Raw genomic sequence first — 11,986 nt, 5'->3', positions numbered from 1 at the left:
ATACCGCTTTATTGGGCTTTTTCCAACAGTTTCGGCTTGGCAAAAATCATTCGTCCCGCGGAAGTTTGCAGCACACTGGTCACCAGCACTTCCATCATCATGCCGATGTACTCGCGTCCGCCTTCCACAACGATCATCGTACCGTCATCCAGATAAGCTACACCTTGACCATGCTCCTTACCATCCTTGATGATTTGAACCATAATCTCTTCACCAGGAAGCACCACAGGCTTCACCGCATTGGCGAGATCGTTGATGTTGAGTACGGATACACCCTGAAGCTCACAAACCTTGTTCAAGTTAAAGTCATTCGTGACGACCTTGCCCTGAAGGACTTTGGCGAGTTTGACCAGTTTGCTGTCCACTTCCGATATTTCTTCGAAATCACCCTCGTAAATGAGTACCTTCACGTCGAGTTCTTTCTGAATTTTGTTCAAAATATCCAGTCCGCGCCTTCCTCTGTTCCGCTTCAGCAGATCCGACGAATCAGCAATATGCTGAAGTTCCTCCAGAACGAATTCCGGGATGACAATGGTGCCTTCGATAAAACCGGTTTTACATATATCAGCGATGCGGCCATCAATAATGACACTGGTATCCAAAATTTTATGCTCTTCCATCCGTCTGTCTTCGTCCACCTCAGGGTGACCCCACCGCCCAGACATCCAGAATGCCCCCAGATCGTCTTTCTTGGCCATCGCCAGCATGTACCCCGAATACCCACTAACGGCCGTCAGTGCCACCTGAAGCACCTCTCCTGCTGTCCCCAGCCAAGCCAAACATGGATAGAGCAGCAAGGCTACCAGCAATCCTGCAACCGTCCCTGCTGCGCCGGCCGCCAGTTCGTTCATCGGTACTTTGGCCAGAGCATCGATCCCATTCTGCAGTCTGTTTGCCAACAACGCTCCACCAATATTGCACACGGCCATAAACAGTACAGCTCCCAGTGCCGTTGCTACCCCTGCTCCCAGCAGCCCTGCCGACTGAATCCATTCAGCCATCCACGGGACGGATTTTCCTGCCAGATGATATGCCGTGTAGCCAAACCATGCACCGCACAATCCTGTAAAAGTTAAAATGCCTTTTTTCCACATATGTCCCTGCACCTCCTTCAAAAGTTCTTGATCTTATATCCAGTATGATCCAATTCTCAGAATACTAATCCCGCTCAGAAGAACTTTTTGGAAATGTTGCAATCGTCAGTTGAAAGAAGGTAAATTATTGGCATATAATGAATTCAATTCATATCCCGAGGTGAGTAGCAAAAATGAGTACGCTAAGTTTACAGGCTTTTCAGGATCAGGTTTCCGAGCTGTTGCTGCGTCATCGCAGTCTGATTGATGTACTGTCCAAAACAGGACAAGCCGGAGCTTCTGTCAACCGTGCCGTGTCCAAGGCCATTACCGAATGCGGCTGCATTGAGCTGCACGCCACCAAGCAGAAATATGCCCCGGAGAGCGGTATCGCTCAAACCAAAGGCCTGCTGGAGACGCATGTGGAAGGTGAATTGTGCGAGAATTGTAAAGAGGTCATCAGCTCCGAACTGGGGCGGAACCTGTTTTATATGTCAGCTCTCTGCAATCTGCTGGATATCAACATGGAAGAAGTCGTGAATCACGAGTCACAGAAATGTTCGACGTTAGGGATGTTCAATTTGTCGTAATGAACTGCAATTTCGCTGTACAAAGATAGGTACTGTATAGATTTGAATAACAAAAAAAGCACGTACGCTCCTGAAGGAGAATGCGTGCTTTTTCTTATGCATTTCTGGGGCATTGATGCCAATGTAAAGAACTCACCGATCCGAAGGCCGGGAAGACTTCTCTTCCTTGCGTTTCTTCGCCCGGTTGCGCGAGGCTGCTGTTCGCATATTATGCTTCATTCCATATAGGGCGTACAGCACCAGAGGAATAAAGATCAGCTTTGACAACTGTTCCGGGAAAATGACAGCAACCGCTACAGCGAAAACGACCACCCAAGGTGCAATCCAGATCGCTTTTCGCGGCAGACCCACCTTTTTGAAATTCGGGTATTTAAGTGAACTTACCATCAAGTAGGATAATAACAATGTGGCTATCATCATGCTAACCGGACCAATATCCTTGTTAAACAACGTTAGCGTTGCAAGCACACCTCCGGCTGCCGGAATGGGCAGACCCGTAAAATATCCGGGAATCCCAGGTCTTACGTTGAAGCGTGCTAGCCGAATGGCCCCGCAAATGGGAAAGCTTGCTGTGGCTACCCAGGCGAGAACCGGAGAGGCATCCTGAAAGGATACCATAAACATAATGAGCGCCGGAGCTGCGCCAAACGAAACCATGTCGGACAGGGAGTCGAGCTCTTTGCCGAATTCACTTTGGGCATTAAGCGCACGTGCAACCCTGCCATCCAAACCGTCCAGCAGCATGGCAACGATCACCATAATCGCGGCTAGGCTGTAATTCCCATCGATTGCAAGCAGTATCGCCATCATTCCAAGAAACAGATTACCCAAGGTAAAAAGGTTCGGAATGAATTTGGTTAACATCGTTGTTTCACCTCATCATCTTCAAGCCGTTATAGGCAAACCTATCCATGATCGCTCTGGATTACATTTGTCTGTCAATAAACATCTGCTCCTGCAGACGCTTCAGACCTTCCTTAATTGTCCGGGCACGCACCTCACCAATACCGTCTACTTCATCCAGCTCTTCAATCGTTGCCATAATCACATGAGGCAATTGTTCAAATTGATCCACCAGGTTATGGATAATGACATTTGGAAGACGTGGTATCTTATTCAATACCCGATATCCGCGTGGTGCAACCGAATCTTCCGAAGTGGCAGCCGACGATGGATAGCCGAGCAGACGAACGATATGATGTGCATCGAGCAACTCATCATCCGAAAGTCGTTTGAGGCCCACGATAATTTCGCGGATTTTCTCGTCACTGTCGTCCCGAGCATAATCCTTGTAGAGCAACCACGCCTCTTCCTCCGTTGTTCCGACCAATTCTTCCATCTGCATGGAGATCAGCCGCCCTTCATTCCCAAGTTCATGGATGTAGCGCTTAATTTCCGTTTTGATGCGCATCACCATTTCCGTACGCTGAATCACATTCACTACCTCAGGGATTGTAACCAATTCTTCGAACTCGGAGGCGCTTAGATTCGTAAGGGATTGTGTCAGTACGGCTTTGTATTTCTCAAGTGTTTGGATCGCCTGATTCGCCTTCGTCAAAATAACTCCGATTTCCTTCAGCGAATATCTAAGCGTTCCCTGATACAAGGTAATAATATTCCGGCGTTGCGATATCGATACAACCAATTTGCCCGTTTGCTTGGCTACCCGCTCTGCTGTCCGATGACGGATCCCTGTCTCTGAGGAAGAGATGGACGAGTCCGGGATCAGCTGGGTATTGGCATATAGAATACGCTTTAAATCCTCGCTAAGAATAATGGCACCGTCCATTTTGGCGAGCTCATATAGATAGTTGGGGGAAAAATCACAATTAATCGAGAATCCCCCGTCAACGACTTCCATAACTTCAGGGCTGTATCCTACAACAAGCAGTGCCCCCGTCTTGGCGCGCAGCACGTTTTCCAGACCTTCGCGGAAAGGTGTACCTGGTGCGATCAGCCTCAACAATTCATTCATCTTATCCAGTTGGCTCGAATCTTTCATCTTGTATGCCCCCTAATCTAAAGCAACCGCTAGTGCATCTGCCACGGTATTCACACCGATCAGTTGTATCCCGCGAGGATGTTTCCAGCCCTTTAAGCTTTTCTCCGGTAAAATGACTCGCTTGAAGCCCAGTTTTTCGGCTTCCTTCACACGTTGTTCAGCCCGTGATACGGCCCGAACCTCACCTGTCAAACCAATCTCGCCAAAAATGACGTCATCCGGCTTGGTCGGCACATCTCTCAAACTGGATGCAATGCTCACCGCAACCGCCAAATCCACAGCGGGTTCATCGAGCCGCACTCCTCCGGCTACATTCAGGTATGCGTCCTGTGTTTGCAAAAACATGCCCATCCGCTTCTCCAGCACCGCGATAATCAGGTTCAGCCTGTGATGGTCTATCCCTGTTGCCATACGACGGGGAGATGGAAAATGAGTCGCCGAGATGAGTGCCTGCAGCTCAACCAGCATAGGCCTTGTGCCTTCCATACTGGCGACTACGGTAGAACCCGCTACACCGAGCGGACGTTCGGACAAAAAGAGTTCAGAAGGGTTGCCCACTTCGCGCAATCCATCCTCACCCATTTCGAAAATACCAATCTCATTGGTTGAGCCAAAACGATTTTTCACCGCACGCAACAATCTATACGTATGATGTCGTTCCCCTTCAAAATAAAGAACACAATCCACCATATGTTCCAGCATACGCGGACCGGCAATCGCCCCTTCTTTCGTAACATGCCCCACAAGGACGGTTGCAATGCCTCGCCCTTTGGCGATGCGCATAAACCGGGAAGTACATTCCCTTACCTGCGCTACACTGCCGGGTGCACTGGTGACTTCTGGCAGATATACCGTCTGAATGGAGTCGATGACAAGAAAATGCGGCTGGATCTGCTCAACCGCTTCCTCTACACGTTCCATATTTGTTTCACACAGCACATACAGTTCAGGAGAGAGCGCATCCAGACGGTCAGCCCGTAATTTGGTTTGCTTCACCGATTCCTCACCCGAAACATATAACACGCGCAAACCTGAATGTGTTAGAGCATGAGAAGTCTGCAGCATCAGCGTTGACTTTCCGATTCCCGGATCTCCGCCCACCAGCACGAGAGAACCCGGAACAATTCCGCCGCCCAATACCCGGTTCAGCTCTCCGATTCCAGTCTGTACACGCGGTTCCTGACCGCTATCTATATCTATGATGGGAAGGGGTTTATCTTTACTGTCAAAGAGGGGGGAATTTCTCCCTTGAGTTTTGACAACCGTTTCCGTTTCTTCCACCATGGAATTCCATGACTGACAACCCGGACATTTGCCGTACCATTTTGGGGCTTCATAACCACATTCCGTACATTGAAACTTGGTTTTAACTTTGGCCACTTCAGCACTCCTAAGATTTATTTTATAACAGCATTTTGCATTTTTCGACGAATTTTGCCTTACTTCCTGACGTGCAGGGTTAATAAAAGTTTACCATTGTTTGAGATTTTTCGTAAAGGATTATCGTAAACTTTACACATGTTCCATGAACAGCAAAAAATCCTCCCCGGCCGAAGCCGGAAAGGATCATTTTCAATCATGTTAAAACTTTACTTACTTTGTTTCGATTTCTTCATTGGAAGGAACGACTACGTCCTTTTTGGTTACAGAAAGCGCGCCATTCTCTTCATCGATTAACAATGAATCGCCTTTGGTCACAGTACCTGTAAGCAATTCCTCAGACAATTTGTCTTCAATATGCTTCTGGATCGCCCGACGAAGCGGACGGGCACCATACGCAGGATCGAAGCCGGCTTTGGCCAGGAAGGCTTTGGCATTGTCGGTGAGTTCGAAGTCAACTTCGTATTCACGCAGACGTTTCCGCAGCTCCTCACTCATGAGGGAAACAATCTCAGCAATATGTTTCTCTTCAAGGGAGTGGAACACGATAATTTCGTCAATCCGGTTAAGGAACTCTGGACGGAAGCTTTTCTTCAGCTCATCCATGACTTTACCTTTCATGTTATCGTAGTCCGCACCTGCGTCCACAACAGCTGTAAAACCAAGTGTAGAGTTACGTTTAATCGCTTCAGCACCCACGTTGGATGTCAGAATGATCAGGGTGTTACGGAAGTCTACGACACGACCTTTGGAATCTGTCAGACGACCATCCTCAAGCACTTGCAGCAGGATGTTAAACACTTCCGGATGTGCTTTTTCGATCTCGTCAAGCAGGACTACGGAATATGGTTTCCGGCGAACTTTCTCTGTCAGCTGACCGCCTTCTTCGTATCCAACGTATCCTGGAGGCGCTCCGACGAGTCTTGAAGTCGAATGCTTCTCACCATACTCGGACATGTCGATTCGGATCACTGCATTCTCATCTCCGAACATGGCTTCTGCGAGTGCACGAGCCAGCTCGGTTTTACCTACCCCAGTAGGACCGAGGAAGATAAATGAACCCATCGGACGTTTCGGATCTTTCAATCCGGCGCGTGCACGACGAACCGCACGGCTGACCGATTTCACCGCTTCATCCTGACCAATGACACGTTCATGCAGGATGGACTCCAAGTTCATCAATCGTTGTGTCTCTTCTTCTTTCAATTTGTTCACCGGAATTCCTGTCCAGTTGGCTACCACTTGTGCGATATCCTCAGGAGTCACTTCGGAATCCGTGCGACCTTGTTTTTCTTTCCATTGGTTCTTCGTTACATCCAGCTCTTCACGGATTTTTTGTTCCGTATCGCGCAGAGCTGCTGCTTTTTCGAACTCCTGGCTTTGAACTGCTGCGTCTTTTTCCTTACGGATATCTTCAAGACGGCTTTCCAGTTGTTTGAGGTTTGGCGGGATAGTGTATGAGTTCAATCTTACTTTGGAACCCGCTTCATCAATCAGGTCAATCGCTTTGTCTGGCAGGAAACGGTCTGTGATGTAGCGATCAGACAATTTAACCGCCTGTACAATAGCTTCGTCCGTAATTTTCACGCGGTGATGCGCCTCGTAACGATCACGCAAACCGTGCAGGATTTGAATTGCTTCTTCCGGAGAAGGCTGATCTACTGTAATCGGTTGGAAACGACGCTCCAGTGCGGCATCCTTCTCAATATATTTGCGATATTCATCCAGTGTTGTTGCACCGATGCATTGCAGTTCTCCACGGGCCAGAGCCGGTTTCAGAATGTTCGAAGCATCAATGGCCCCTTCTGCTCCGCCTGCACCGATCAAGGTGTGCAATTCGTCGATGAAGAGGACAATGTTACCCGCTTGACGAATCTCATCCATGATTTTTTTCAAACGATCCTCAAATTCACCACGATACTTCGTTCCGGCCACAACAGAACCCATATCCAGGGTCATAACCCGTTTGTCGCGCAATGTTTCCGGAATTTCGTTAGCGATGATTTTCTGTGCCAGACCTTCGGCAATTGCCGTTTTACCTACACCGGGTTCACCGATCAATACCGGATTGTTCTTGGTACGACGGCTCAGCACCTGAATGACACGTTCGATTTCCTTGCTGCGGCCGATCACCGGATCCAGGTTGTTTTCCTTCGCGTAAGCGGTAAGGTCACGTGCCAGACTGTCCAGTGTTGGCGTGCTTACATTAGCAGGTGTTCCGTTATGACTGGATACAGCCTCACTGCTGCCAAGCAATTGCAGCACTTGTTGACGTGCTTTGTTCAAGCTGATGCCAAGGTTATTGAGCACACGTGCAGCAACACCTTCGCCTTCACGAATCAATCCGAGCAAAATGTGCTCTGTGCCTACATAGGTGTGACCCAATTTGCGAGCCTCATCCATAGACAATTCAATTACTTTTTTCGCACGAGGCGTATATGCAATGTTGGTAGGCTGCTCCTGGCCGCGGCCAATCAGCGTTTCTACTTCATCCTGAATTTTTTCCAATCCGAGTCCCAAGCCGATCAGTGCTTTGGCTGCAATGCCTTCGCCTTCACGAATGAGGCCGAGCAAAATGTGCTCAGTACCGATGTTATTATGACCGAGACGGACAGCTTCTTCCTGCGCGAGTGCGAGCACCTTTTGGGCCCGTTCCGTAAATCTTCCAAACATCATATCTCCTGCACCTCCATGGTTTTGGATAAAACGGGGGCCTAATAATGATCCCGCCGTATTCTTCATATCATTTTTGTCTGCAGCCGTGCTGCGAATAAAATCATTCAGCATTTATGGAAATGCTCGTTATATAAAAGCCGCAGAAGCGGCATGAAACCTTAGGACAGTTCAATCCAAATGGAACTACTGGGATTGACTGGCTGAATTGATCGTATCACGAATCAACTGAGCCCGGTAGATGTCACGCTCATCTGTGCGCATATCTTCCCCGAATGTTTTCTGCAGAAACCCTGGCTGGGTCATCACATTCAACTCATTCATTACGGTGATGGACAAGCCATTCAACAAGCCCAGATCCACACCAAGGCGAACATCAGAGAGACGCTGTGCGGCTTCCTTGGAGTCCATGATAGCTGCGTGCGACAAAATTCCATACGATCGCATCACTCTATCGGTAATCCGCAGTTTGGAGTCGGAAATTAACCGCTCTCTGGCAGTACGTTCATGCTCAATAATCTGCTGCACTACGCCGTGCAGATTGTCGATAACCTCTTGTTCCGTCTGTCCAAGCGTAATCTGATTGGAGATCTGGAAAAGGTTGCCCATCGCCTCGCTGCCTTCACCGTAGATTCCACGGACGGTTAACCCTACTTGAGAAACAGCGGTCAGAATACGTCCAATCTGCTGTGTCATCACCAGAGCGGGCAAATGCATCATGACAGATGCTCTCACACCTGTACCTACATTGGTAGGACAGCTGGTCAAGTATCCTCTGCGGTCATCAAAAGCATAGTCCACATGCGCTTCAAAAGCATCGTCTATGGCGGAAGCTTTCTCCCAGGCTTCTTTGACCTGGAACCCCGGATAGAGGCATTGGATACGAAGATGGTCTTCTTCATTTATCATAATACTGACGGATTCATCCTCACTGAGAATGACCGCACCATTTTTGGATTCATTCACAAGACTGGGGCTGATCAAATGTTTCTCCACCAGCACCCGCTTGTCGAGATCATCAATATCCATCAAATCCAAGGTGTGGAAATCTCCAAAGGCATGAACGTCATCATATTGAAGTACTTCGCTCAGCTTATTCAGCACTTCTTCCGATTGCTCATTGGAAGCCAGCATCGGAAACGGATAATGCTGCAGGTTGCGTGCGATCCGGACACGGCTGCTAATGACGATTTCGGAATCAGCCGCATCACTGCGCATCCAGTCGCTGAGCGCCTTCTCTGTAAAACGCAGATTAGGCATTACGCATCCCTCCTACTCATGGCAAACTTTACTCCTGGGCTATTTCTTTTTCAAGTTCCCTGATCTGGTCACGAATCTGAGCAGCCTCTTCAAATTCTTCTTGGGCGATACTCTCCTGAAGATCACGTTTCAGGTCGGCAATCTGCCGTTTCACCTTGATGCGTCCTCCGGCACGTGCAGGTACTTTGCCTACATGGGTTGTACTGCCGTGGACTCTTTTAAATAAAGGATCCAAACGACTGTCAAAATATTTATAACAAGAACTGCAGCCGAACCGGCCGATTTTGCTAAACTGTGAGTAAGTCATGCCGCACTCTTCACAACGAAGGGCTTGAGCAGGGGGTGCCCCCGCATTCCCATTCTTGGGTTCAAAATCAAGCAACCCGGACAACAGATTATGAATGGAAAATCCTCCTGTTGTTCCAGGAATCATTTCTCCCTTTTCACGGGCACATGACTCACAAATATGGAATTCCGTCTTCTCTCCATTCACGATTTTCGTAAAGTGAAGTGTAGCCGGACGTTTGTCGCATTCTTGGCACAGCATTTATGATGTACCTCCTTGATCCCGATAGTTTTCATTTACCGAGCAAAGATATTAACATCGCCTTTAACATTCTGGCACGAATTTGATCCCGGTAAGGAAGTTTGACCAATAAAATTTCTCTTGATACAGCTGCACGCATTAAGCCGGCTTCCCGTTTACTCAGAAAACGTGCTTCTTCCAGTTGATAAATCAGACCTTCGGCAGCTGTCTGTCCAATCTCATCCCCGATACTATGGTGCAAATGATTATGCAGAGCAGAGTGAGCCGGCAATTCAATCCGCTGAATGCGGACATAACCACCACCGCCACGTTTGCTCTCGACCAGGTACCCTTTTTCAAGGGTAAAACGTGTGCTAATTACATAGTTGATCTGGGATGGTACGCATGAGAATTGATCTGCGAGATCATTGCGCTGAATTTCAACCATTCCTTCGGGACTTTCATGCAAAATACTCTTCAGATATTGTTCGATAATATCAGAGATATTACGCATCCACTCATCCTCCACTGTCTGAAACGTTAAGTCAATAAGGACCCACACGCCCCCACAGAGTACACCTTCTCAACCCATTTAACCAATCAGGGAAACAGCGAATCTTGAATTCCTCCGGTTTATTCGGGAGAGCAAGGACGCACGAAGGTCCTTTGATATTGCCTCTTTCCGATGATTCTTTAGATGTGGCATTAAAGATGTGATCACCGGATTGCAGAAAGAAAGCTACGTAAGTATTAAACCTTCAGTTGACTTTGACTTTCTTTGACTTTATATACATTATAGCATATTTTGTGGTTTTGCCAAGTGGGGTCACTATTCATTTTTTACGATTTTACACGAAATATTCCCCGGACACAAAAAAACCTCTCCAAAACAGCTGGAGAAGTTCATTTGTCTTACTGTAGCGCGGTTTCTCTATAAAGGTTGAAAGGGGGCAGAATCGATGTTATCGACTTACATATAAGTATCTGGAATGAACTTAGAAAAAATCAAGCAAATAGGTTTCCCGTTCAGGAATCGCGTGTTCCAGTGCACTAATTACTTCCGCAGGACCATCAATTCGGCCCATCCGTGCCATCTCTGTAGGTCTGCGATATCCCATAAGCATCGCTGTAAGTGCTTGGATGTCGACCTTAAGCGTCTGATCTTCCAAGACAGGTTCGGATGTTTTCCATATGGAGGCCGTACCATTCATCGCTACATTCAGCTGCCATACCCCCTCGTTCCAGGGAGCATGCGCATCCTCTACCTGAAGATTAATCTGCACCGGTGAGTCCTGGCTCGCAAAAGGATACTGCGAAATGAACTGCTCCACACTCACGATGCGTGCCATGAAGTAAGGTACGATCTCCTGCTGTATCCGTGGGTTATCCAGTTGGAATGCAAGTGTATCACTGGCTGGTGCCTGCAATGTGACCTCATCAATCATCGAATCATGGTTCGAAATAAAGGTCCAGAGTGCCTGTCTGGCTTCTTCATTGAGATAAATCATCTCATCGATGGCAAACTTGCGTTCTTTAACCTCATACAAAAGATAGCCTTGAGCTTGGCCTGCTTCATCCTGATACACTGCCTTCTGGCTCGTTCCATCTGTGAGCACCGAGTTCTCCCACCACGCATCATCACGGATTAGGGTTCCGTTATAACGCTCCGCATAAGCGCTGTAAACTTCCTTCAGCACAGCAAGGCCTGGCTCTCCACGCCGGATGGTACCGGGTGTAGCCTTTTTCGCAGGCAAATGCGCGGTAGCTACTTTATATTTTTTATATTCAATGTAGGTTTCCCATCCATACTTGCGGTAAAAGGCAAAAGAAAACGGGTGCAGGAACGAAACGCTTTGTTTGTTCCGGTTCATTTCTTCCAGCGCATGCCTTAAAAGACCCGCTACCCAACCCTTGCGACGATACTCTGGCCAAGTGGCTACACCCGCTATGCCACCCATCTCGAATGACCTGCCATGAATATACGTTTGAAAAGGAATGATGTGAAGCTTGGCACCCAACTCGCCTTCCTCATAGACTCCCCAGATATCCTGCAAAGTGAAGCGATGCCGCTGTTTCTCTTTGCGTTCCTCACTCAATACATACTGAAAAGCGTACTGGGAGAGCGCAATACTGGCTTCAAAATCATCTACGGTCAACTTGCGAATTTCCATGTCGTTCTGCACCCCGTTCTCTAGAATAGTAAGCGATTCAACTTCTGTTCCAATATGTGATGTATGTATCTTCTATGAGTGTGTCAGAGGTGTGGTACAAAGTCAAATAAGAGATGCACACGCATCTCCTTGTAAGAACATATATTCATATATAGCTGTGTTATAAATAAAGCATACAGCAAGAAAAATAAACAAATAAAAACCACCACCGAATTACATCGGCAGTGGTTCTTTGCTTGGCAGCGTCCTACTCTCCCAGGACCCTTCGGTCCAAGTACCATCGGCGCTAGAGGGCTTAACGGTCGTGTTCG

General features: G+C 47.9%; 10 protein-coding genes. 1 reads left to right on the top strand and 9 read right to left on the bottom strand.

The annotated features are described in order from the left end of the window. Nucleotides 1-8: 8 nt before the first annotated feature. Nucleotides 9-1,094, bottom strand: a complete 1,086-nt coding sequence (locus tag AB3N00_RS29940) for a PIN/TRAM domain-containing protein (protein ID WP_413037735.1) — start codon at nt 1,092-1,094, stop codon at nt 9-11. Between the two features lie 173 nt (nt 1,095-1,267). On the opposite strand from AB3N00_RS29940, the gene AB3N00_RS29935 reads away from it, so the two are divergent. Next, nucleotides 1,268-1,663 (top strand): DUF1573 domain-containing protein, encoded by a 396-nt coding sequence (locus tag AB3N00_RS29935; protein WP_095293446.1) that lies wholly within the window; start codon nt 1,268-1,270, stop codon nt 1,661-1,663. A gap of 132 nt (nt 1,664-1,795) precedes the next feature. Here AB3N00_RS29935 and pssA read toward each other — a convergent pair whose 3' ends face one another. The 8 genes from pssA to eis form a co-directional block, all read right to left on the bottom strand. Then, nucleotides 1,796-2,527 (bottom strand): CDP-diacylglycerol--serine O-phosphatidyltransferase, encoded by a 732-nt coding sequence (gene pssA / locus AB3N00_RS29930; protein WP_413037734.1) that lies wholly within the window; start codon nt 2,525-2,527, stop codon nt 1,796-1,798. A gap of 61 nt (nt 2,528-2,588) precedes the next feature. Further along, nucleotides 2,589-3,665, bottom strand: coding sequence for a DNA integrity scanning diadenylate cyclase DisA (gene disA / locus AB3N00_RS29925; protein WP_095293437.1), 1,077 nt, complete (start codon nt 3,663-3,665; stop codon nt 2,589-2,591). 12 nt (nt 3,666-3,677) lie between these two features. Further along, nucleotides 3,678-5,045, bottom strand: coding sequence for a DNA repair protein RadA (gene radA / locus AB3N00_RS29920; protein WP_095293438.1), 1,368 nt, complete (start codon nt 5,043-5,045; stop codon nt 3,678-3,680). A 213-nt stretch (nt 5,046-5,258) separates the two neighbouring features. Next, nucleotides 5,259-7,721 carry an ATP-dependent protease ATP-binding subunit ClpC gene (gene clpC, locus AB3N00_RS29915; RefSeq protein ID WP_413037751.1) on the bottom strand — a complete coding sequence of 821 codons (2,463 nt, stop codon included), beginning with the start codon at nt 7,719-7,721 and terminating at the stop codon, nt 5,259-5,261. Nucleotides 7,722-7,904: 183 nt separating this feature from the next. Next, nucleotides 7,905-8,978 (bottom strand): protein arginine kinase, encoded by a 1,074-nt coding sequence (locus AB3N00_RS29910; RefSeq protein ID WP_175394114.1) that lies wholly within the window; start codon nt 8,976-8,978, stop codon nt 7,905-7,907. A 28-nt stretch (nt 8,979-9,006) separates the two neighbouring features. Beyond that, entirely contained in the window at nt 9,007-9,525 is a 519-nt protein-coding gene (locus AB3N00_RS29905) for a UvrB/UvrC motif-containing protein (RefSeq protein ID WP_413037733.1), read from the bottom strand. A gap of 31 nt (nt 9,526-9,556) precedes the next feature. Beyond that, a complete protein-coding gene (locus tag AB3N00_RS29900) occupies nt 9,557-10,018 on the bottom strand; it encodes a CtsR family transcriptional regulator (RefSeq protein ID WP_095293442.1) in 462 nt (153 codons plus the stop codon). Nucleotides 10,019-10,499: 481 nt separating this feature from the next. Continuing rightward, complete coding sequence (eis, locus tag AB3N00_RS29895) at nt 10,500-11,675, bottom strand: enhanced intracellular survival protein Eis (RefSeq protein WP_413037732.1); 1,176 nt, start codon at nt 11,673-11,675, stop codon at nt 10,500-10,502. Nucleotides 11,676-11,986: the final 311 nt, after the last annotated feature.

The sequence above is a fragment of the Paenibacillus xylanilyticus genome, from assembly GCF_047246825.1.
Taxonomy (GTDB): Bacteria; Bacillota; Bacilli; order Paenibacillales; family Paenibacillaceae; genus Paenibacillus; species Paenibacillus xylanilyticus_B.
This window is presented reverse-complemented; position numbering and strand designations above follow the sequence as displayed.

What these genes read in the sequence shown, in the direction of transcription:
- clpC (WP_413037751.1), bottom strand. Translation starts at nt 7,721, where the DNA reads ATGATGTTTGGAAGATTTACGGAACGGGCCCAAAAGGTGCTCGCACTC.
- AB3N00_RS29900 (WP_095293442.1), bottom strand. Translation starts at nt 10,018, where the DNA reads ATGCGTAATATCTCTGATATTATCGAACAATATCTGAAGAGTATTTTG.
- AB3N00_RS29910 (WP_175394114.1), bottom strand. Translation starts at nt 8,978, where the DNA reads ATGCCTAATCTGCGTTTTACAGAGAAGGCGCTCAGCGACTGGATGCGC.
- AB3N00_RS29905 (WP_413037733.1), bottom strand. Translation starts at nt 9,525, where the DNA reads ATGCTGTGCCAAGAATGCGACAAACGTCCGGCTACACTTCACTTTACG.
- disA (WP_095293437.1), bottom strand. Translation starts at nt 3,665, where the DNA reads ATGAAAGATTCGAGCCAACTGGATAAGATGAATGAATTGTTGAGGCTG.
- pssA (WP_413037734.1), bottom strand. Translation starts at nt 2,527, where the DNA reads ATGTTAACCAAATTCATTCCGAACCTTTTTACCTTGGGTAATCTGTTT.
- AB3N00_RS29935 (WP_095293446.1), top strand. Translation starts at nt 1,268, where the DNA reads ATGAGTACGCTAAGTTTACAGGCTTTTCAGGATCAGGTTTCCGAGCTG.
- AB3N00_RS29940 (WP_413037735.1), bottom strand. Translation starts at nt 1,094, where the DNA reads ATGTGGAAAAAAGGCATTTTAACTTTTACAGGATTGTGCGGTGCATGG.
- eis (WP_413037732.1), bottom strand. Translation starts at nt 11,675, where the DNA reads ATGGAAATTCGCAAGTTGACCGTAGATGATTTTGAAGCCAGTATTGCG.